Origin of the sequence: Paractinoplanes ferrugineus (assembly GCF_016862195.1) — a bacterium.
GTDB classification, from domain to species: Bacteria; Actinomycetota; Actinomycetes; order Mycobacteriales; family Micromonosporaceae; genus Actinoplanes; species Actinoplanes ferrugineus.
In genome coordinates this window covers 126,141-146,273 of the sequence record NZ_BOMM01000049.1, presented here as the reverse complement: position 1 = coordinate 146,273, position 20,133 = coordinate 126,141, and the positions used below count along the sequence as shown (strand labels likewise).

At 64.8% G+C, this 20,133-nt stretch carries 19 protein-coding genes; 3 read left to right on the top strand and 16 right to left on the bottom strand.

Going from position 1 to position 20,133, the window contains the following annotated elements; all coding sequences use genetic code 11:
* Nucleotides 1-116: 116 nt before the first annotated feature.
* From Afe05nite_RS26855 to Afe05nite_RS26780, 16 genes are all read right to left on the bottom strand, one after another.
* Nucleotides 117-1,547, bottom strand: a complete 1,431-nt coding sequence (locus Afe05nite_RS26855; protein ID WP_203819983.1) for a hypothetical protein — start codon at nt 1,545-1,547, stop codon at nt 117-119.
* Nucleotides 1,544-2,143 carry a hypothetical protein gene (locus tag Afe05nite_RS26850; protein ID WP_203819982.1) on the bottom strand — a complete coding sequence of 200 codons (600 nt, stop codon included), beginning with the start codon at nt 2,141-2,143 and terminating at the stop codon, nt 1,544-1,546. Before Afe05nite_RS26850 ends, Afe05nite_RS26855 begins: the two co-directional genes overlap by 4 nt.
* 279 nt (nt 2,144-2,422) lie before the next feature.
* Nucleotides 2,423-3,079, bottom strand: a complete 657-nt coding sequence (locus tag Afe05nite_RS26845; protein ID WP_203819981.1) for an L-threonylcarbamoyladenylate synthase — start codon at nt 3,077-3,079, stop codon at nt 2,423-2,425.
* Nucleotides 3,079-4,272 carry a hypothetical protein gene (locus Afe05nite_RS26840; RefSeq protein ID WP_203819980.1) on the bottom strand — a complete coding sequence of 398 codons (1,194 nt, stop codon included), beginning with the start codon at nt 4,270-4,272 and terminating at the stop codon, nt 3,079-3,081. The genes Afe05nite_RS26845 and Afe05nite_RS26840 overlap by 1 nt, the downstream gene beginning before the upstream one ends.
* A 49-nt stretch (nt 4,273-4,321) precedes the next feature.
* Nucleotides 4,322-5,077: a phytanoyl-CoA dioxygenase family protein gene (locus Afe05nite_RS26835; protein WP_203819979.1), complete on the bottom strand. Its 756-nt coding sequence runs from the start codon at nt 5,075-5,077 to the stop codon at nt 4,322-4,324.
* Between the two features lie 21 nt (nt 5,078-5,098).
* Nucleotides 5,099-5,884 carry a creatininase family protein gene (locus tag Afe05nite_RS26830; RefSeq protein ID WP_203819978.1) on the bottom strand — a complete coding sequence of 262 codons (786 nt, stop codon included), beginning with the start codon at nt 5,882-5,884 and terminating at the stop codon, nt 5,099-5,101.
* Complete coding sequence (locus Afe05nite_RS26825) at nt 5,881-6,672, bottom strand: class I SAM-dependent methyltransferase (protein ID WP_203819977.1); 792 nt, start codon at nt 6,670-6,672, stop codon at nt 5,881-5,883. The genes Afe05nite_RS26830 and Afe05nite_RS26825 overlap by 4 nt, the downstream gene beginning before the upstream one ends.
* Nucleotides 6,669-7,805, bottom strand: a complete 1,137-nt coding sequence (locus tag Afe05nite_RS26820) for an HAD family hydrolase (RefSeq protein ID WP_203819976.1) — start codon at nt 7,803-7,805, stop codon at nt 6,669-6,671. The genes Afe05nite_RS26825 and Afe05nite_RS26820 overlap by 4 nt, the downstream gene beginning before the upstream one ends.
* The gene (locus tag Afe05nite_RS26815; protein ID WP_203819975.1) at nt 7,805-8,851 is read right to left on the bottom strand and encodes an enolase C-terminal domain-like protein; all 1,047 of its coding nucleotides are present in this window, start codon (nt 8,849-8,851) and stop codon (nt 7,805-7,807) included. Before Afe05nite_RS26815 ends, Afe05nite_RS26820 begins: the two co-directional genes overlap by 1 nt.
* Nucleotides 8,848-10,896 carry a phosphoketolase family protein gene (locus Afe05nite_RS26810; RefSeq protein WP_203819974.1) on the bottom strand — a complete coding sequence of 683 codons (2,049 nt, stop codon included), beginning with the start codon at nt 10,894-10,896 and terminating at the stop codon, nt 8,848-8,850. The genes Afe05nite_RS26815 and Afe05nite_RS26810 overlap by 4 nt, the downstream gene beginning before the upstream one ends.
* Nucleotides 10,893-12,017: a hypothetical protein gene (locus Afe05nite_RS26805; RefSeq protein WP_203819973.1), complete on the bottom strand. Its 1,125-nt coding sequence runs from the start codon at nt 12,015-12,017 to the stop codon at nt 10,893-10,895. Before Afe05nite_RS26805 ends, Afe05nite_RS26810 begins: the two co-directional genes overlap by 4 nt.
* A 159-nt stretch (nt 12,018-12,176) precedes the next feature.
* Complete coding sequence (locus Afe05nite_RS26800; protein WP_239118216.1) at nt 12,177-13,025, bottom strand: SAM-dependent methyltransferase; 849 nt, start codon at nt 13,023-13,025, stop codon at nt 12,177-12,179.
* A 92-nt stretch (nt 13,026-13,117) separates the two neighbouring features.
* The gene (locus tag Afe05nite_RS26795; protein WP_203819972.1) at nt 13,118-13,870 is read right to left on the bottom strand and encodes a GOLPH3/VPS74 family protein; all 753 of its coding nucleotides are present in this window, start codon (nt 13,868-13,870) and stop codon (nt 13,118-13,120) included.
* 32 nt (nt 13,871-13,902) lie between these two features.
* The gene (locus Afe05nite_RS26790; protein WP_438868918.1) at nt 13,903-14,931 is read right to left on the bottom strand and encodes an acetamidase/formamidase family protein; all 1,029 of its coding nucleotides are present in this window, start codon (nt 14,929-14,931) and stop codon (nt 13,903-13,905) included.
* On the bottom strand, nt 14,928-16,340 hold the full coding sequence (locus Afe05nite_RS26785; protein ID WP_203819970.1) for an APC family permease: 1,413 nt from the start codon (nt 16,338-16,340) through the stop codon (nt 14,928-14,930). Before Afe05nite_RS26785 ends, Afe05nite_RS26790 begins: the two co-directional genes overlap by 4 nt.
* 153 nt (nt 16,341-16,493) lie before the next feature.
* Nucleotides 16,494-16,826: a hypothetical protein gene (locus Afe05nite_RS26780; RefSeq protein WP_203819969.1), complete on the bottom strand. Its 333-nt coding sequence runs from the start codon at nt 16,824-16,826 to the stop codon at nt 16,494-16,496.
* A gap of 639 nt (nt 16,827-17,465) precedes the next feature.
* Here Afe05nite_RS26780 and Afe05nite_RS26775 point away from each other — a divergent pair.
* The 3 genes from Afe05nite_RS26775 to Afe05nite_RS26765 are packed head-to-tail and all read left to right on the top strand — an operon-like array spanning nt 17,466 to nt 20,107.
* Nucleotides 17,466-18,347 carry a helix-turn-helix domain-containing protein gene (locus Afe05nite_RS26775; RefSeq protein WP_203819968.1) on the top strand — a complete coding sequence of 294 codons (882 nt, stop codon included), beginning with the start codon at nt 17,466-17,468 and terminating at the stop codon, nt 18,345-18,347.
* Complete coding sequence (locus Afe05nite_RS26770) at nt 18,344-18,544, top strand: DUF397 domain-containing protein (RefSeq protein ID WP_203819967.1); 201 nt, start codon at nt 18,344-18,346, stop codon at nt 18,542-18,544. Before Afe05nite_RS26775 ends, Afe05nite_RS26770 begins: the two co-directional genes overlap by 4 nt.
* Before the next feature lie 54 nt (nt 18,545-18,598).
* The gene (locus Afe05nite_RS26765; RefSeq protein WP_203819966.1) at nt 18,599-20,107 is read left to right on the top strand and encodes an XRE family transcriptional regulator; all 1,509 of its coding nucleotides are present in this window, start codon (nt 18,599-18,601) and stop codon (nt 20,105-20,107) included.
* Nucleotides 20,108-20,133 lie beyond the last annotated feature (26 nt).

Sequence of the window (20,133 nt, the reverse complement as noted above, 5' to 3'; positions counted from 1 at the left end):
GCTATACATGGCTGCTGCACCTCCCTGCAAATCCCCCAAATTGTGACATCAACATGGCAGTGGAGTGCGACTCCCTAGTGCACATTGCGACCACTATGGTTATGTATTTTGAGATGCTACAGAGCTCCCCCTTCTGCCTTTTCGGAGTTCTGTGCCGACTCATTTTCCGCGGCACCGGAATAGGTTGCGGATCGAATGGCAATCAATTCGTCCCTGAGTATCGGACCGAGCAGCGGCGCGGCGACGGTGGCAAGTTCGGCCAGAAAGTAACGGGCACTACCATTCCCGGCGCCGGTCAGGGTTTCAAAAGAACATCGCACGCTTCTTGATCCAATGCCGATTCGCGCCGTCACGCTGGCAACGAATCCATTGCTGAGGAGAGAGGCGACGACGCTCAGGAAGTCGTCCTGGGCTACATCGGGTCGTTCGCTTGAGGCGTAAGTTAAGGTGGCGTCACCGTTAGATAGGCGCACCTCGGAGACAGCTACTCCTGCGACACCTGCTCTTCTCTTAAGCTCCGAAACCGATATCGCTGCGCGATCCGAAGTGTTCGCGGGTAACTCCATGACCGATCGCGGCGCGAAATGTATGCGATAACGAGGAGAATGCAATGTAAGAGTGCTTGATGAAATCGACCACTGAGGAAGGTTGTTGATCGGATTCTGCGGAGTCGGGACCACGCGACAAGCTTTGGCGGTGAGGCGGCGAGCGCAATTTTTCAGCAACCGTTGAAGATTGGCGTTTGCTGGGAAGTCAGCGAGTTGACAGAGCCGTTCAGTAGTAAGATTCTGACCGAGGCGGCGCCAGAAAGCGTCGTCCTCAAGGTCGGGCATTTCAAGAACGAAACGCAGTGCATCCTCATCGAGGGTTGCCGTCCCGTCGGTTACGCCGGGAAATTCACTGGGAGAAGCGCCTGAACCGATCCACAGCGCGTGAAGGAGGCGGTTCATCTGGGACGCCCTGCGTGGGTCAAGATTTGTTTCATTGACTGTCAGGGCTGCGCTGGTCGCTTGGTAGGAGGCATTGCGTGCGCCAGAGAAGCCAGCAGCAACTTGACCACTAATCTCGCGGGCCCGGCTTGTCGTGATAACCCCACGTCCGCCTTGAAGTATCGCGTGAGTAAATAGCGCTACGACCGGCGCGGTGTCACGTCTATCGGTGAAGGCCTCTAATCCATATGGATTGGTGACAAGAACACGGCTTTCTTTGGTACGTTCACGCAGTGCATAGTCGCCTTCGTCATCCTGCTCCCGCATTGGCACGAGCGGCATGAGGATAGGTTTATCGCCAGCGAGAAGGTCGACGTCACGAAGCAGGTCCCAAACGCGGTATGACGTGCGCAGGAAAACGCGGCGATTTTCGGTTTGACCCGGCCATGATAGAACGAGGTCCGGCACAAAGGAGTGGTTGAAGTGATCGGTTGTCTCGATCTTCATCCGGCTGTCGGCGGCACGTAAATTTTCGACAACCGCTGCCTTGATAGCACTGATCCGATCCGATGGACTCTCGCCCACCAGGCCGGTTATGGTGTCACCGAACTGGCTCACATTAGTCCTTTCTCGATGCGAGAGGACACGATCAGAGCGCGATCTTGGTCGGAAATCAAGAGTTGTTCTTGTTTCTCGGAGAGAACGACAACCCAAAGGCGATCCTTGAGTTCGTTGATGAGGGAAGTGTCGATATGCGCTTGCGCTTCGACCTCATCCTCGATGCCGAAGAGCCGGCGACGATTGGCGATGCACCCCTTGGCGATCGCATCTGGGTCGCGCAACTGAGTCCAGCTCTTGATGCGAAACGGGTGCCACGTTAGGAACATAAATTGATTGGCCCAACGAGCATTCTCCCGCCAGGTCAGGTAGCATTTTGCAAGGAAGTCGTCATAGTCATTTCCGAGGCTATCGCCAGAATAGTTCTTAACTTCGGCCATGAATGAATGATTGTCAAACGGCTTTCCGTAAAGAAATCCTCCAACGTCGAAGGAGTAGGGCTCCTGGCCAGCATGCGGCCAATTAAATTCGAGTCGGCCGCCGGCTATTTCGTCCTCGTTAGTCCATGATGCACGAGTCCGAGTGGTCGCGTCGAGCCAGCGCTTCGCGCGCTGCGCCCCGTCAGCACCCTTCTTGTGCATCGCTTCGCCGGGCATGGAGGGAGGTTACCGTGCGACAGGAAGCAACCACAGCCACGGTGTAGGGCCACGGCAACGCGGTCGGTTCGGGTCGCGGGCGTAGCGGCGGTTGGCCGCGGCGATGTTGGTGATGCCGGCGATGCAGAGCACCTGGCTGCAGGCGGGGTGAGCGGGTGGGTCAACTCTGGACGGTAGGCTGAGAACACCGGTAACCATCGATGACCCACCACCGTCCGAGTCGTACCGCTACTGGGTTGCGAGACATCGCTTGGCCCGACCGGGATCAGCCGTTCGCAATTATCCTGCTGCTGTCTGGTCCCGTCCGGCCCATCCGAGGACAGCGGCGACGGCCCGCGGGTGCACGACCCCTTCGCGGACTATCTCGGTGTCGCCTGCTGCGCAGCGGATGATCGTGAGGTGGTTGGCGATGGGACAGGCGCCGCCGTCTACCACGATCGGGAGGTCTGCCCTCGTGCTGGCGACGAAGTTGAGTACCTCCTCAAGGGTGATCGACGGCGCAGTACCTTCTGTTCCGGAAACGTTCGCGGACGTCGCTGCGATGGGGACGGCGGTGAGGTCTGCCAGCTCACCAAGGGTGCCCGGCGCGACGGTGACGAGCGCTTCCGGCGCGCCTACCGCTTGGTGGCGTTCCCCTTCGGCTGGGTCACGCCAGGGTAGGAGCAGGGCGAGGTCGCCTGGCCAAAATGCCGCGGCGAGGAACTCCGCCTCCTTGCTCACGTGGAAACGCTGACGCACGGCTTCCGGGGATTGCGCGACGAACAGGAGGGACTTGTCCGGCGGCCTTCTCTTGGTGGTGAAGATGCGGGCGCAGGCATCGGGGTTCGACGCGTCGCAGCAGAGCATGTACCAGCGTTGGGTGGGGACGACCACGAGTTCGCCAGCTTCAATGGCGTGCGCCGCAAGAGCAAGGTCATTTGGCTTCACTATTTGCATTAATAGCCTCCGACTGGGTTGAATTGCGTGATCGATACGAAGTTCTTGTCGGCGAGGCATGAACGAGCGATGCTCAGCCAAGCCGCTGGATCAGACGCACGTACGGCCGATGCGGTCAGCGTTTCTTGAATGCCGCTATGCTTCCCGTCCCACAGGCGAATCAACGGTGTTTGAATGCGGCGCAGTGCGGTAGCGAGTTGCTCGAGTCGGACCATGAGAGGGTGGCTTTTGGGGGGCCGCTTCCCTCGAACCACGAGGTCGACCGCAGCGAGGGGGATAAAGTCCTGGCAAATGCTGTCCAGAAGTGCGAATCCCGCGCAGACTCGCGGGTTTATTTTGTGGACGGAATATGCAGTGGTTGAGACGGCGCCGTCGGTGCCGAATGCGCCGGCATAGTCGATTCGTTGCTGCACCTGTCGTGCGGCTGCGCGGACGGCCGAGCGGCAGGCCGCCTCCTGCCCACCGAGGCGTACTGGACGGATGACGCCGGGCGCGTGAAGACGCCAGCTTCGGCGGTCCCAGTACACAAGGGCTTCGAAAGGGCCGAAGTCGACCACGTGATCCGACGTGAGGAATCCGTAGTAGGTACACGGAAGCCCGGCGTGAAGGGGTCCAACGATGAGATCGGCGCAATCCTCCGCGATGCTGGAAAGCAGTTGGCCGATCCTGATGGCTGACGCATCCTCCGGGAGGAGGTATGTGTGGCTAGCGCCGATCGCGAGTAACCCACGCGGTACGCCTTGGACAACAGTTGGGCCGCGCGTTACCTGCGCGATGATCGCCTCACGAATTTCGGTATGGTCCTCGAGCCTGAGCAGTCGACGGTCTGAGGTGGCGAGTCCGAGTAGTCGGTATTGGACGTCCTTTCGCTCGGCGGCGAAGTGTGACTCAAGTCGGGAGCCGAGCACCCGCCGTCCGCAAAAGCTGCGGACGGCCGTGTAAGAGCCGGCGTACACCAGTCCTCGGCCGTCATGGTCGAGTTCGTCGACCTTCCGGACGAGCGCTTCGGACGGATCCGCCAGCAGTTGTTCCGCTGCGGCCAGGCGTGACGCGAGCGTCCCTGCAGCCTCAGGAAGTTCGACGCGGTGTATGGCAGCAGCGCCGGCGTCGGCGAAGAAGTCCTTCATCCCCCGGCTGGTGGCGGCGTTGCCCGTGAGGAATACGACGTGACCGGAGACCAGAGGCCGCGCCATCTCCAGCGCTGCATTCCGCACAGCGCGACTCGCCTGGCCCATGGGGTGATCAGGCCGTGACGGTGCGGATGGCCGGGTATTCCAGCCAGGGGTCTCGGAGGGCCTCCAATCGTTGGCGTGCGTGCTGGGCGTGGCTGACCCGGAAGTAGGCCATGATGCGGGGCGTCGGTGAGGTGTTGCGGCCGACGGCATGGGGCACGAGGTGGTGCATGAGCAGCACGTCCCCGGGCGAGCCGAGCAGCGGGGTGCCCTGTTCGGCGTCGATGCGCGGGGGTACCTGGTCCGTCATACCGATCGACCATTCGGTCCGGAACCATTCCGCCATGTCCACATGGCCACCGGGTACGTACCGCAACGCGCCGCCGTCGGAATCGGCGATCTCGGAGAGCACGACGCCGACCAGAAGCGTGAAGGTCCGCAGTTCGCTAGCGTCGAGATGCGGGCAGGCTACGCCGTCGACGTGCATTGCCTTCTCGGGCTGGGTGATGCCGGTGTCTGACTCGGGGACGCGGATCTGGATCTGCGCCGTGACGACCGGCTCGATCTCGGGTACGAGCGAGGTCACCAGATCCGCGACGCCGGATTCGTGGAACAGGGCGAGGACGTCGTGGTCATTGCCGAGGTCGGGGGCGAAGGTGCGCTGGGTGTAGGAGCTGATGAGGGCGGGATCCATCTCGGTGCGGTACCAGCCGTCAACACTCGATCGGACGCGGTCGACGAGGCGGCCGGGGACGAAGGCTCGGCGGATGACGGCGCCGTCACGGGCGAAGGCTGCTGTCTCCTGCGGTGTCAGTGGGGTTTGCATGTGTCCTCCCGGGGGTGCGGATCACGGATCAGGCTTGTTCAGGCGAGCCAGGATGTCGGGGCAGCGGTCGAGGGCGCTAGCGACGATCTGTTCGCCGAGTTCGGCGGTCGCTCTCCTCGCGTTGCCGCCGATGATGCCGAGCTGGGACATGGAGGGGTTGTCGGAGTTCCATGGCCACGTGGTGCCTCGATCGAGGACAAGTCGGCGGGTGCCCTCGGCATGGTCAGGGTCCGGCTCGTAGCTGTCCGGCAGACGTTCCAGGTGGACGTCGTCGGGGGCCAGCGCCAGCATCACCGATGTCTCGCGGAGGCCGGCGTGGACTTCGGGTAGTTCGCTGTCGGCGCGTACGGTGGCCAGCGAGCTGGGGTGGATCACGCAGACGTTGACGTCGTGCCGTCGGTGCAGGTCGTAGATGACGGCTTCGAGGATGCCGCGGTTGCCGCCGTGCCCGTTGACGATGAGCAGGTTGCGGGCGGGCGTGGATCGGACGTATTCGCCGCAGGTGGAGTCGATGAGGTCCGTGAGCACTCTGACGGGGAGGGTGATGGTGCCCGGTGCCCAGTCGTGCTCGGGCGACAGGCCGTACGGGATGGTGGGCAGCATCCACAGGTCGTGGCTGTCGCCGTACTGGTGGACGAGTCTGGTGGTGAATTGCTCGGCGATCACCGTGTCGGTGTGTAGAGGCAGGTGGGGTCCGTGCTGCTCGTACGAGCCGATCGGCAGGCAGAGCACCGACGCGGAGGTCAGCGCGTTGGTGATCTTGTCAGTGGTGAGCCGGCCGAATTGCCGGTCGAGGACATGGCTCACGCCTGGCTCCGACGGCCGATGCGGATGAGGAACTCGTTCTCCTCATCGAAGGTGTCGTCGCTGCTGAATTCGGTCAGCGTGCGGGTGACGGTCGCCTCGAAGTCGGCGAGCCGATCCCCGAACAGGTGGGGAGCGGCGAACGAGGTGGAGTAGAGGTAGCCGAGGATGCTCTCGGTGGACCACACCCGCTGGACGGGTACGCGGAACTCCTCGACCTGGTTGAAAGCGGACTCTTCCATGATTTCGCTGTAGGGGCGGTTGTGGTGGTTGAAGACGCCCGCGCCGGCCCGGCGTTGTTCGCCCAGGAAGTCCTGGATGACGGAGCGGACCGCGGTTTTCCAGGGGCTGGAGGCCACCCAGAAGCTGTTGTCGCCGAAGATCGCCACCGCGCCGTCTTCGGCCACCTGGGATTCGAGGCGTTGCAACACCGCGGCCTGGTCGAGCCAGTGGAACGCGCGGCAGATGGTGACCAGGTCGGCACGCCAGTCCTGCGGCGGCGTGAACTCCTCCGCGGAGAAGCGCTGCAGAACCATCCGCGTTCCTTCCGGAACCATGGGGCGCATTGCCGTCTCGGCGGACGCCAGCATGTCGGCGTCGTTGTCGATCGCGATGATGTCGTCGAATCGGGTGAGCAGCGCCTCGACGACCAGCCCAGTCCCGGTGCCGATGTCGAGCAGACGCCGGGGGTGCCGGTCTGGCACGGCAGCGGCGAGGATGTCGGCGACCTCCTGTGGGATTCCTGGGCGGTACTTGCGGTAGTGCTCGACGGTTCCAGCAAAGGTGCTCATCGGTATCTCCCTGCGCAGATTTCCCTGACGTGTCCGGTGGCAGCGGCAAGGTCCGTTGCCACCAGAACATTGGATTTGACGGCCTCGGTCGCTTCGGGCAGGGGACGGCCGCCGGAGATCCAGATGGCGCGTGCCCCGACCCGAGTAGCCCCGAGGATGTCGCACTCCCAATCATCCCCAATATGCACCATCTGCGTAGGATCGATACGTCGCTGGGCGGCAACAGCCTCGAATGCGCGGGGGTCGGGCTTGGCGTATCCGATTCTGCTGGACGGGAAATGGTCGTTCACCCACGGCGCCAGGAGCCGCCTCAGCTGCGGCAGGTCTGCCTCCACGCACGTGACGTTAGACAGCGTCACCACCGGCAGCAGGACGCTGATCTGTTCGAGTGCGGCAGCCGCGAACGTGAACAGACGTAGCGGCGTGGCGGTCGCGTGGCGTGGAAACGCCGTGACCGGGATCCGTAGTGCCCGGCACACCTCTTCGACTACCTGATCGGTGATGGCGGGTGCCGTGTGCAGTCGTTCGCGCAGCAGCCGTACGGCGTCGCGGCGTGCCAGCGGCGACGCGGCGACCAGGGCAGCCGTGATTCCGGGGCTATCCGTGGTGCCGATCGTGCCGCCGACGTCCACCGTGACGAGCGCTGGTGCAGCGGCCGAATGATCGCCGTCGTTGCTTTCAGGTTCTTCGGAGGCAGGGCTGTCCACTGAGGCGACGGCGTCCGCGATGACGGCAATGCGGGCTTGGCGGATCGTTTCGGTGGTGGCTTCTTCCAGGAAAGTCAGCGCGTAGCGCAACTCTGCCTCGTCGAGTAGGTCGAGCGTGCGGTGCCGCCGTGAGACCTCCAAGGCGAGGTCTTCAGGAATCGTGCGGCGCCGCGACCCGTGCGACAGGTGCAGAACCCCGGAGTACGTGTCCGTGGCGCCGGCCAGGGCTGTTGCTTCCACAGGGCGCAAGACGGTCACGTCGTCGAGAGTGATGATTCGTACGGGGACTCGCTGCTGACCGATGTCCAGAACGCCGGTAAGGAAGGTGTCGTATCCGACGAGTCGTTCGGTGAGTACGACCTGCGGGGTCCCGTCGCCGTCGCTGATGGATCCCTTGATCGGCAGGCTGTGGACGGTTGCGGGCATCAGCGTCTCCGTGGGGTCGGGCCAAGCCCGGGTGCGCTCGGCACTACTACCTGCCCGCCCTCGCATTCGAGCGGGTCGGTGAACAGGAGCTGTCGGTGGCTTTCCCATTGCAGCTGGTACTCGACGGCGGCAATCGCCTCGGGGAACGCCGCCGCGAGGTGCACCGCCGGAAGTAGCGAGCGACCGTGCGGGTACACCGGCACGCTGGCCGCTGCTGCCTCGGCCACCAGCTCAGCCGCGGCGGTGAGGCCGCCGCAGCCGACGACATCGATGGTGAGTGCGCCGAGGTTGGGCAGCGCCAGCAGTTCTTTCGGGTCGTCGCCGAGATGAAGACGCTCTCCCAGTGCGATGGGCGGACATTCTGTCGCGATATCGCTGTATCCGTTGCCGTCATGGGTCCCGAGCGGTTCTTCCAGCCAGATCATCTTCGCGTGGTCGACTTGTTCGCTGAATCTGAGCGCGAGTGCCGGGTCCCAGGTCCAGAGAGCGTCGAAAGCGGCAGGTGATCCCGTTGCCTCGGCGACTTGGTGGACGACGCCAGCCATGCGCTTGGCGTCGTCTGCGATGGAAAGGCCACGGCTACGGCGCAGGCTCCACTTGGTGAATTGCCAGTCCTGGCCGGCCACCCGCCGGATCGTCTCTGCGTCAGCCAGTTGTACGTCCAAGGTGAGCCAGGACGCGTACGCCGGGACGTGGCTCCGTGCCGTGGTGGAGAGCAGGGTTGCGACGGGTCTTTGCTCGATCCGTGCATGTACGTCCCATACCGCGCAGTCGAGGGCGCCGACGGCCCAGGACGTGACGGCATCGCCCGACTTCGCGGAAGCTCCGTGGAGCGCGGACAGCAGGCCCGAGTGATCGGTGACGTCCATGCCGATAGCCGAGGCCGCCAGGCTGCCGTCGAGCGTGGTGGCGGCGGCTACGCCGACGGGTCCGTACCAACCGATCTGACCGGCAGCGTGAACAGCGACGAGGTGGCCGTCGTCTCCGGGCCCCACCAGATCTGTGCAGTCGATGATCTCGACCTTGTCGATGTTCACGTCGTTCATGTCCGCACCGCCTGGAGGCGGTCTGCCGCAGCGCACACACCGGCGACGTCCATCCCCATCGTCTCGGCCATCTCTCGCTGGCTCATCGGCCGCTCAGGCTCGTGCCATCCGATGACCTCGACCGGTCGCCGGAGCCGATTCTCGATCAGCCCCCAGACGGCGGCCGGGTGGCCGAGCGTGACGATCAGTAGCGGCGTACCGGAGCCGAAGTAGCGATCGATCTCCTCGGTCGACAGGCCCGCCGGCCATCTGCTGGGTTGGCCGAGGACCGTCAGGTCGTGCACGGCCACGACGCGAACGCGTGTCCCGTTACGGCGTCGTATCTCCGGAACAGCCTCGCTGATCACGGCGGCCGGTAGATCGCCGACTATCACCAGGGTCAGATCGGGTTCGTCGAGGTCGCTCAGGTGGGGCCAGACGGCGAGGCCACGTTCGAGTTCTTCGTCGATCGTCTCCATCGGTCGATTCGTAACGGTGTGTTTGCCCGCGAGGATGACATTCAGCTTTCCGGTCGAGCAGAGTGCGTCGTCTACGGCCGCGGCCAGCCTGCTGGGGTCGGCGGGCGTCAGCACCCGCACCGCCGGGTCACCGGTTGCGAGCAGTGCGGTGATCAAGGAGGGGTCGCCGTGGGTGTAGACGTTGTTCCAGCCGTACGAGGTCAACAGCAGGTTCAGGCTCGGTCGGCTGGGCGATGATCCGTTGATGAGGCGGCGCTGTTTGAGTAGTTGGACGAGCCCGGTCGTCAGCAGGGGCGCGAACGCTTCGTAGGAGATGAGCAGACCGCGTCGGCCTGTGGCGGTCCAGCCGGCCAGCCAGCCCAGGAGAACCTCCTCGGCGAGGATTTCGCTGACCCATGGTTCGTCAACGACTTCACCGAGCCGGTTGGATGCCATCTCGTCGGGACTGAATACGTGGAGATCACCGGTGGCAGCATGCCGCCGCAGGACCGTGGTCACCGCCTCAGAGAAGCTGCGGCCGTCCTGAAGGCTTACCGACCTGGCTCTCGATACCCGGGGGCAAACGACGCGAGGGTGGGCGTCACGCCGGATCAGGTTGAGGGCGTCGGCCAGCATTCCCTTTGGCGTGCCGTCCGTGTTGAACAGTTCAGCGGGCCGGTACGAGGACAGCCAAGCGGCAAGCGCAGCGAACTGTTCGGGCCGGTGTTGCGGGTCGGTTATGGGCGTCTTGTGGGCATTCGGCGAGTTCAGGATGGGACGTCCGGATACTTCTGACGGCCCGCTCCATCCCTTGACGCATCGCAGGAAGATCACCGTGCGTGTGCCCGCGGCGGCGGCAGCCGCGGCGGCCTGGAGTACGCGATGAAACTCTTGGTGCTCGTCGAAGCTGGCCGCGTCGACGCTCACCACGGCAGGTTTCCAGCCGAGCGCGCCCGCGTATGCGCACAGACCGGCATCGTCCATGCGGCCGAGTTGCGACCTCCCGCCCATCCGATAGCCGTTGACGTGCACCACCGGCAGGACGGGGCATGGTCCGGGCAATGCATGCGCGGCCAGCCAGGAGGCTGCGGTCGTCGGCGTCTCGCATTCGCCGTCGCCCAGAATCGGCATCACCACCCGGTCGGGAATGTCGAGCGCCATGCCCTGCGCGAACGCGAGTGCGCCTCCAAGCTGTCCGCCGAGATAGGACCCGGCCGGCAACAGCGGCGACACCTCGGCGCCGAGTCCGCCGACGTCGGGGAAGGAGCGCACCAACCGGCTGAGGCCATCGGCGTCAGGTGAGAACTGGGGCCGTATCGCGGCCAGTTCTCCGGTCAGCCAGGCCATCGCGATCTGGACGACACCCGCGTGGCCCGCGCCGAGAATGGGCATGATCTCGACGGAACCGCCGAGTGAGCCGATGGCGGCATGGCTCAGCGCGAAGGCGGTCCCGGGGACCGTTCCCCAGTGGCCAGCAGGATGGGGCTTGACCTGCTCAGGTGCCAAGGGCTCCAGCGACAACGGGTTGGAGTTCAGATGAAGCTGAGCAACGCTCACGTAGGTGACGGCGCGCCACAGGGCGTCCGCGAACCGGGCGGCATCCCTCATCTCGCGCTACCGGCTACGGTGTCGGTGATCAGCGCCTCGTCGCCGAACGTGAAGTACCACAAGGGCCGGTAGCACTCCCAAGCTACGGGGCGCAGGCCGGTCGGTCCGACACTCGTCTCGATGGCTCGGCGAGCCTCCAGGTAGAAGGCGAGGTCATCGGCGGCCGGTGCCCGCAGGCCTGCCATGATCGAGTTGTGGGCTTGGTACACCTGGAAGTTCGGGAACTCGGTGATGTGCGGCGCAAGAGCGTCGATGCCCTCCGTCATTGTCGGCAGCGAATCCAGTCCGACGATGTAGGTGTAGGAAGTATCAAGGCCGGCGCGGCGGGCCAGCGCCAACAGATCCGGCATCTGCTCCACGAGCAGGGTGGCTTTGCTCGCCTTCAGCATCAGGTCACGCCGGGTGAAGCACTCGGCGGTCAGCCGCAGAACGAACGGCGCAACATCTGCGGCGATCTGCTCGAATGCCTCGCCACTGCGGATGACCGAGGTGAGGAATCCGATCCGGGCCGAAATCCGATGACGAGAGCAAGCTGCCCGCAGCGCGACCAGGTGCTCGACAGCTGCCTGCTCCCGCTCGAAGCAGCCGGTGGATACCGTCACCTCCGCCAGTTCGGCGAGGCTTCGTCGGGGATGCTGCTCAACGAGCGCCGCGAACAGTTCATCCAGAGCTCTGTCCTCGGCCAGGCGCGGATCAGCTGCGGCTTCGAGCGTGTTGGGGCAGAAAGCGCAACCTGTGCAACGACTGCGTGCGTTCGGGTTGAGCGTGGCCGCCCGCCCACCGTCGCGGAAATAGCCTCCCACCGCCTCGTCGGCATCGATGCGCTCGACGTGCCCGATCAGCCGGCCCTGTATGACCAGGTCTTCGCCGGACAACTCGAACGGTGACTCCTGAGCGTTGAGCGGCACGATGACCTGCCAGGGGACGCTGGGCTCGCTGATGAGCCGTACCGCGACTCTCGCCCGGTGCCGATCCTGATCTGATGAGATCCCGTACAGGTTGATGGCGATCAGCAGCACGTCCTCAAGGGGCACCCGATACTCCATGGCGAGCTGTTCGATGTTTCGGATGTCAGTTACCGGGTTGCCGAGCGGTCGGAAGTTGCGCGTGACAGGCACCATCTCTGCTCCTCATCTAGTCGCGAATCGGCCAATTTCTGCGGGGCCCAGCCGGCATTTCTTGGCGCCGGAAGGACAGCCTCTGGTCCAGGCGACGCAATGCTTTGCAGGAAATTCATCTCCTCTCTGGGGCACCGTTACGTCTCCTGATTGAAGGTGTGCTCAAATTATCCGAGCCATCGATCCATACATTGCGGCGTCAGCCACCGAGGCCGCGGCTTGTGGCGATCTGTCGGGCCGCCATCGCACGATCGGAACTACGCCGGGATCTATCAGGTCCAGTCCGTCAACGAAGCGCGCAACGTCAACTCGCGTACGTGGCCGGAAAGTGCCTTGGTCGCCGCCGGTGCCGGCAAGCGCGGTCAGTTGCTCGATGACGTCTTCGGGAAGTGGGTCCAAGGTGGCATGCGATAACGCTATGTAGCTGCCGCTGGGCAGGGCATTGCCGAGCCGCGCTACAAGGTCGTATGGGCTCTCGTTGTCGTCGAGGAAATGCAGAACGGCGATGAGTAGCAGCCCTACGGGTTTGGTCAGGTCGATTGCTGCTCGAACGGCGGGGGCGGCGAGGATGGTGTCGGGTGCGCGCAGATCCGCTTGTATGCAGGTCGTTGTGCCCTGCGGTGAACTGGTCATCAACCCCCGAGCGTGACTTACCACCATGGGGTCGTTGTCTACGTAGACAACCCGAGACGCTGGAATTATCTTCTGGGCGACTTCGTGAACGTTAGGCGAGGCGGGAAATCCAGTGCCGATATCAAGAAACTGTTTCAGCCCGACTTCGGCGGCCATGAAGGCGACTGCCCGACGCAGAAATCTGCGGTTCTCCTGCACAGCTGTGCGGATCTGCGGAAATGCTTTGGCGATCAAATCGGCCGATTCGCGGTCGGCGGCGAAGTTGTCTTTACCTCCGAGCCAGTAGTTGTACATCCTGGCAGGATGAGGTCGCGAGGTGTCTATCGTCGCCTTTGGCATGCCGCCGTTGGCCAGAGCGCCGGACTCTCGCATCGTCATCTGGTTCTTCCTACGATCTCGTTGGTGCCGCTTCCGATGGAAATATCCAGCGGTTCTGGGCGACGGGCGTTTCGGGGTGCGGTTTGTGGACGTCAGTGCATGGCGGCCACGGCCAGGTCACCGCGGCCTGCGTCGACGGCGCGTACTACGGCGCTGATGGCCTGGTTGTCGTTGTTGTCGGCAACGTGCTCGAGCCACGGGTTCAGATCGCGGACGGGCATGGCGTCGTACAGGAAGTCGGCCAGCTCCAGTGCTGCGACCAGGCCGCACAGGGCGGCGCATTCATCGCCGGGTGGGGTGGGCCGGTAGCGAGCGGTCTCGGCGTAATGGGCGACAGCGTCACGGATGTGAGCGCGCGCCCGTACGGCGAAGCCGTAGTGCACGGGTAGATGAGTTTCGGTCTTGACCAGTCCGGCCAGTCGGCGCCGCGTGGTTCGTTGAAGAAGCCCCACGGTGACCAGCGCGGCCCGGACCCGCTCGTACAGGTCAGCGGCGGCGAAGGACCGGAGGACGGCGCGTAGCTGATCATCGTCCCGATGGGTGCGGATGACCTGCTCGACGGTGGTCAGCGCGGCATCCCACAGGGTGTTGGCGGTGGGGCCGGTCTGACAGAGCGTCAACCGGCCGGGCTGGCGTTGCCATTGACGGCGGAAGTCGTCGTAGTGATAGCCGACCGCGACGTACTCCTTGAACGCAAGTTCGAGCAGGAGGGCGCCGGCCAGACCGAGTTCGAGGGACTGCTGGTTGATCAGCAGGTTGCCAGTGTCATCGTCGTGGGCGAGTAGATACAGCTCAGCGTGCAGAGGCAGGACGCCGCGTGGGTCGAGTCGAAAGGTGGTAGGCACGGGGTTGGCCTTGTCAGCAGTCGCGAACATGGTCATGGCGCGCCGGTCCCGGTGGCATCGGGGTGCGGCGTGGCGCGTAGCCGCTCGTGGGTGCCGCCGTAGAGGTCAGCGCCTCGGAGAAGGTGTTTGGGAAGGCTGGCGAGCATGGTGTAGTTCGGATCTACGACGTTGCCGACCGGTGCGGTGCCGGCCTGCGCGACGAGCTGGTAGGCGTCGAGGGTGTCGAGGCCAGTCAGTTGGGCGGTCCAGCCGACCAGATCGTGTTGGCTGATCCGGAACGCGTCTTCGAGAGGGCGGGCACAGCCGACGGACATGATCGCGTTATCGGACTCGATCCGCGGCCACAGCGTCGGCACGCCTTTGATCACTTCGATGGCGATGGTGGTCGTCATGGCGATCTCGACCGCGACCCCGCTGGACTCTCCTTGGCCCTGCCGAGCGTGTCCGTCGCCGAGGCCGAGCATCGCTCCGTGCATGTTGACGCCGAGGTAAAGGGTGGTGCCGGCGCGTAGCTCCGGGGTGTCCATGTTCCCGCCGTGGGCGTCGCAGGTAATGGTGCTGCGGGCTTCGAAGGCGGCCGGGGCGACACCGACAGTGCCGTGCATCGCGTCCAGCGGCAGGTCCGCTGTGAAGTCTGAGTTGCGGGCACGGTAGCGCACCAGTCCGGCCTCGGCGTCGATGTCGTAGAGCCAGACACGCTCCTCCAACGGCGGTTGCAGGGCGGCCGTGTGGGAGGTGGACGTGAGCGCCCCGAAATGCGGGAACGTGCTGGAGACCCCGGTCTTGCGGGCAGGCACGATCGACAGGAAATGGACGGCGAGGGTATCCCCGGGCTCCGTGTCCTCGATGAAGAACGGCCCGGTGACCGGGTTCAGGTATGGAAACGTGCAGACCTGGCTCGGAAGGTCGTCGACGGTGGTGACGGCGCCGCCGAAGCAGTCCTCGGTGAACAGCGTCAGCACGTCGCCGGAGCGTAGGCTTGCCACCGGCGGGACCCCGCCGAACGTGTAGGACAGGTCCTTTGCCGTCGGGGTGTACGTGTGTTCTCCCATGAGCGTCACACCTCCTGACGTGCCGGGGTCGCCGGCTGTGACACGGGCGCGAAGCCGGATAGCTCCGGTCGACGCCCGGCCAGGTACAGACCGATGAGCACCAGGACGCCGAGGCCGATCCACACAAACCCGAGGCGCTGGGCGGCGACGTTCGCGTTCCAGACCACGAACCCGAGGATCGTCGCGCCGACCAGCGGCATGAGCAGGTGGGCGACCAGGTTGCGGCTGCGTTTGCGGATGACGTGGTAGACGATCACCGACAGGTGCAGCAGCAGGAACGCGGTCAACGCCCCGAAGTTGATCAGACTCGACAGCAGGGCGATCCCGTCGCCGCGCTGGTTCATGTAGAGGCCGAGCGCGAGCGAGACCGCGGCGACGAGCCAGATCGCGTTGCGCGGCACGTTGCGCTTGCGGGACACCTTCGCCAGAAACGCCGGGAGTTGCTTGTCGCGGGCCATCGCGTACAGCAGCCGGGAGATCGCGACCTGCGCGACCATCGAGTCCGGTAGGCCCCAGGCGATGGCGGTCGCGACCGCGCACACGGTGGCCAGCCACGGTCCGGACGCCACCTGCGCGGCTGTGTAGAACGCCGTACCCGCCGGATCTCCGTTGGTGATCAGCGCCTGCGGGTCGGGGGTCAGGATCGCCGCCACCCACGTTTGGGCGATGAACAGTAGGCCGGCGACGAACAAGGCCCCGGCCATCGCCCGGCCGATCGCTTTCGAGCCGCCCTTGGCTTCCTCGGCGAGCATCGCGATGCCGTCGAAGCCCAGGAACGACAGCACCGCCACCGAGGTCGCGCCGAGCAGCAGCGACCAGCCGAACGTGTTCGGGTTGTACAGCGGCTCCCAGGTCCACCGGCCGGCCCCGGTGATGATCGCCCACACCCCGAAGCCGAGAAAGATGAACAGGACGACCAGTTCGCCGATGAGCATGATCCAGGTGAACCGGGCGGTCATCCGGATCCCCATCGAGTTCACGATTGTGTTCGCCGCGACGAAGCCGATCAGCCACAGCCACACCGGGATAGCGGGCAGGGTGGCATTCATCGCGACCGCGGCGACGAGGTACAGCAGCGAGGGAACCAGGACGTAGTCGAGCATGATCGCCCACCCAGCCACGAACCCTACCGGGGCACCGATGCCCCGGCCGACGTAGTTGTAGACCGACCCGGACAGCGGGAACGCCTTGACCATCTGCGCGTATGAGAACGCGGTGAACACCAGCGCGACCACACCGATCGCGTACGCACCGACGACCATGCCGCCGGAGGCGGAGAACACCGCCCCGAAGATCGCCATCGGCGCGATCGGGACCATGAAGATGAGGCCGTAGGCAAGCAGGTCACGGAACCGCAGCGCGCGCCGCAACTCCTGCTGATAGCCGAACCGCTGTAACTCCTCGACCGGATACGACACCGGGGATGTCCCTTCATTGACTCTGTATGGGGGTTTCGAGTCCGCCCTCGGGAGAGACGGCGAACGCAGGTTCCAGGGGTAAGGGGGCGAGTCACACCAGGTGGGCCGCGCTACCCGCCGCCGCGCTCCGCTGGCAGCGACGGCGGGCGCGGCCTACATGCGGCGGACGAATCGCACGTCGTCGACCGTCCCGCCGACCTCGATCCGGGAATACAGGTGGGACAGCGCCTCGGGCGGTTTCATCGACCCGCCCAGCGTCGCCGCGCCCGGAGCGCGAGAAACCGCCTCCGCACGCACGAGCCGCTCGATGTTGTCCGCGTCGAGCGGCCAGAGGCGGCATCCGCATACCGACAGGTACTCACGCTTCGACGCCGGCGAACTCGAGCGACAAAACCGGGCACCACAGCGGCAGAAGAGCAGGCCACACAGCGGATACGACCCGGTCGACCCGGCTCGCCACGTAATCTCGTCATTGGTCGCGCGCACAGTCGACTCCTTCGCTGCCGGCGCCAGTGCGTACCGATGAGGCACCTGGGGTTCACGGCCGCGCGGCTGATCACGCCGTGAAGAGGCGGACCAACCGCGCGGCCGGGTCCGGCCATCGCGCTCGGGGGAAGGCTGTGACCGGACAGGAGTGGAGAACGCGACCCCTGCCGTTGCGCACCGGCCGACTACCGCAACGTGCGGGCCGTCATTGCCGAAGCGCTGGGGCATGTCATCGCCAGCCGGGTCGACGTCGGGTACTACGGCACCGATACGACATGCGGTCGGCGCCGGTGACCCGCTGGCAGTCATCACGTCCTCCTCGGTGGCAATCGGATCTTGGTTTGCGGTGCTGCGACAGTCCGGCGACTACTCACTCAACAAGCCATCGATATGTCGCGTGTGGTGTGCCTACGATCACCGACAGTCGACAGACTCGGAACCCCGAATTACTGGGAGTTTTAGTAGGAGAGTTACCGGGACAACGGCCCCTGAGCTGCTCGTTTGCGGCATGGGTCAGACCCGCTTAGCGCTCCTACGCGGAAATCCAGGGTTACGCTCTGGCCACACCGGACGATGCCGCACGGCCCCGACAGTCGCGGTGTTGTTCACGTTGCTCAGTCCGCGCCGGAGGAATCCTCGATGGTCAGCCCCTATGTTCGACGGCGTCGCCTCGCAGCTGAGCTGATCCAATTGCGCGAGGAACACGGCTACTCGACGGTCCGGCTTGCCACGGCCGTCCGAATGTCTCGGCAACGCATCAGCCAGCTCCAGAACGGGCACGTCCGCCCGGCTGACGACGAGATCGCCCGCATCCTTGACGTCCTCCGAGTCGGCGAACGCCGCCGGGAACAAATCATGTCCATAGCCAGGGACGCCCGGGAACGTGGCTGGTGGGAGAAGTTCCGCGACGAGATGGGACCGCAGCAGGCTCTGTACGCCGACTTGGAAGCTGGCGCCCGCTCGATCGCCGAGTACCACCTGACGCTGCTGCCCGGCCTACTCCAGATTCCGGAGTTCACCGAGGTTCGCGCTCGCGCCAATCGCGGCATCCGGCCCGAGGCGTTCGATCCGACCCGCGCATTGGAAGCCCGCGCTGTCCGGCAACGCATCCTCGATCGAGCGGACGGGCCCAGCTACGAGGTCATCATCGATGAGCTTGCGATACGCCGACCTGCGGCACCGCCTGGTGTGACCAGAGCCCAGCTTCTTCACCTCGCTCGGATGGGACGTGAGCGGCGGAAGGTCACCATCCGAGTCCTGCCGCTGCCGGCCGCCTTGCCTGGGTACGTTGTGCCCAAGTCGGCCTTCTTCACATATCGCTTCCCGGACCCGAAGGATCCGACCGTTGTCGCCGTCGACACCGACGGCGAGGATCTGGTCCTCACGACACCGGCCCAGACCGGCCACTACGTCGACCTGTATCAGCGCCTTCAACAGGCGGCGCTGGACCCCACCAGCAGCCTTGATCTCCTCGCCGCAGCGGCCGAGGATTTGTCCGACCATGCAGGGAGCAGACCATGAGTCTCAGCAAGTTCGCGAACTGGTTCAAGAGCAGCTACAGCGATGGCGCCAGCAACTGCGTCGAGGTGGCCTTCGCCGATGACGGGACGGTCGGCCTGCGCGATAGCAAGAACCGCAAGGGCCCCGTCCTCGAGTTCAACCGGGGCGAGTGGGCCGCATTTATCGAGGGAGTCCAATCCGGAGAGTTCGAGCGCTGACGGTCCCCGCAGGCCGGAGAGTTGATGCGTCATCTCGTCGAAAGGTGAGACGTTGTGGACGACGGAAGTAGCCCCAACACCAAACTGATCGATGCTCGGGGCCGTACGAAGTCCCCAACTGGCTCCGGCCGCCCCATGTCGCGGCAGGAGCTGGCGGAGGCAGTCAACGCCTGGCAGTGGTCCAGATACGAACGCGACGATCGGCTGGACGAAACCGACATCGGCAAGCTCGAACGCGGTGAGATTCGCTGGCCTGGCCGGACCCGCAGGGAAGGCTTCCGAGCCGTCCTCGGCGCGACGACCGACGCAGAACTGGGCTTCTTCCGAGCCAGACGCAACCGCTCTTTGGATACGGCCGTATCGGTCGCCCAAGTTCCGTTGCCGCCGCCCTTGATGACCAGCACAGCGCTGACCCTGCGTGGGCCTGGATCACCCCCGGCCATGGAGAATGTGCTGCGGTCCGCCGGTGGGCAGTTCTTCGACGGAGAGTCGATAGACACCCGGACCTACCCCGCCGTCGATGACGGACGGATTTTGGCGGCGGTCCCGGCCGACTTCGCGGCGAGCCGATTTCTCACCCGAGCCCGACGGGGCCTGGTGGTCGGAGCCATTGCGGATGACGGCGGCGCTACGGGCTACGGCCTTGACACCCGGCAGGCTCGTCGACGCCTGGCGAAGGCCGGTCCTGGATCACGCCTGCTGATCCCGCCCGCATACGTTCTGGATGACGTGACAGTCGGGATTCTCTGGGCAGTGGTCAACCTGGACGAGCCACTACTCAATGACGACTCCCTGCTTCATGATCTTCAGCAGGATCTCCTGCCCTACGAGTCAATGCCGAGCTCGTCGCTTGGGCGAGATCTCGCCTCGGAGTTGACCGCGGTGTCCCAGATGTGGATAGGCAGCTACTTCTGCGCTCACCACATCCTTCGCCACCTCGACGGCCTCGCCGGCATCCCGGAGTTCTGGACACGCGAGCAGCGCGGCGAAGAGGCCAGTACCTGGCTTCTGTTCAGGCACAAGTACGACTATCTACGGTCGATAGCCGAGCGGTTCGCTGGCGGACCGATGACCCGCGCGTTCTGCATCCCGCCGGACGCGGTCGCGGCCTCGCCGCCCGGTGAACGCATCCTGCTCCTTCTCAGTGCCGCCCTGATGGAGTCGTTCGGCATCCAGGTCAACGTCTGTACTGAGACGGAGTACTCGGCGGTCGAGGGCTTCGTTCTCGACCGGGGCCACGAGGCCATCGTGGCGAACTGGGTCGGTGCCGACGGGATCTGGCAGGTCGGTGTGACCACCGACCGCCCTTCCGTACGGGACTACGGCGAGATCGCCGCTTACACCGGAGCGCACTCCGCCATCACAGGCCCGTCCACCGGCCGTCGACTCCGGATGCTGGCCGACTACCTGGAACTGGACTGGGCGTGGCTCGTCGAGCGCTGCCGACAGTTGGGCGAGCACGGATGCAGCGGATTTGCCGCGCCCCGAAGCCGACTACTTTCTGTCGCAGGCGTTGACCGTGCCTGCCAGTACGTGGGCGAAGTCGGCATGATCAGCCGATAGGCTCCGATTATCCGTTCCTTGAGGTG

Coding starts and splice junctions, on each gene's coding strand:
- Afe05nite_RS26825 (WP_203819977.1), bottom strand. CDS start 6,672: ATGAGCACCTTTGCTGGAACCGTCGAGCACTACCGCAAGTACCGCCCA.
- Afe05nite_RS26845 (WP_203819981.1), bottom strand. CDS start 3,079: ATGCAAATAGTGAAGCCAAATGACCTTGCTCTTGCGGCGCACGCCATT.
- Afe05nite_RS26820 (WP_203819976.1), bottom strand. CDS start 7,805: ATGCCCGCAACCGTCCACAGCCTGCCGATCAAGGGATCCATCAGCGAC.
- Afe05nite_RS26770 (WP_203819967.1), top strand. CDS start 18,344: ATGAGTCTCAGCAAGTTCGCGAACTGGTTCAAGAGCAGCTACAGCGAT.
- Afe05nite_RS26810 (WP_203819974.1), bottom strand. CDS start 10,896: ATGAGGGATGCCGCCCGGTTCGCGGACGCCCTGTGGCGCGCCGTCACC.
- Afe05nite_RS26815 (WP_203819975.1), bottom strand. CDS start 8,851: ATGAACGACGTGAACATCGACAAGGTCGAGATCATCGACTGCACAGAT.
- Afe05nite_RS26840 (WP_203819980.1), bottom strand. CDS start 4,272: ATGGCGCGGCCTCTGGTCTCCGGTCACGTCGTATTCCTCACGGGCAAC.
- Afe05nite_RS26850 (WP_203819982.1), bottom strand. CDS start 2,143: ATGCCCGGCGAAGCGATGCACAAGAAGGGTGCTGACGGGGCGCAGCGC.
- Afe05nite_RS26800 (WP_239118216.1), bottom strand. CDS start 13,025: ATGACGATGCGAGAGTCCGGCGCTCTGGCCAACGGCGGCATGCCAAAG.
- Afe05nite_RS26775 (WP_203819968.1), top strand. CDS start 17,466: ATGGTCAGCCCCTATGTTCGACGGCGTCGCCTCGCAGCTGAGCTGATC.
- Afe05nite_RS26835 (WP_203819979.1), bottom strand. CDS start 5,077: ATGCAAACCCCACTGACACCGCAGGAGACAGCAGCCTTCGCCCGTGAC.
- Afe05nite_RS26805 (WP_203819973.1), bottom strand. CDS start 12,017: ATGGTGCCTGTCACGCGCAACTTCCGACCGCTCGGCAACCCGGTAACT.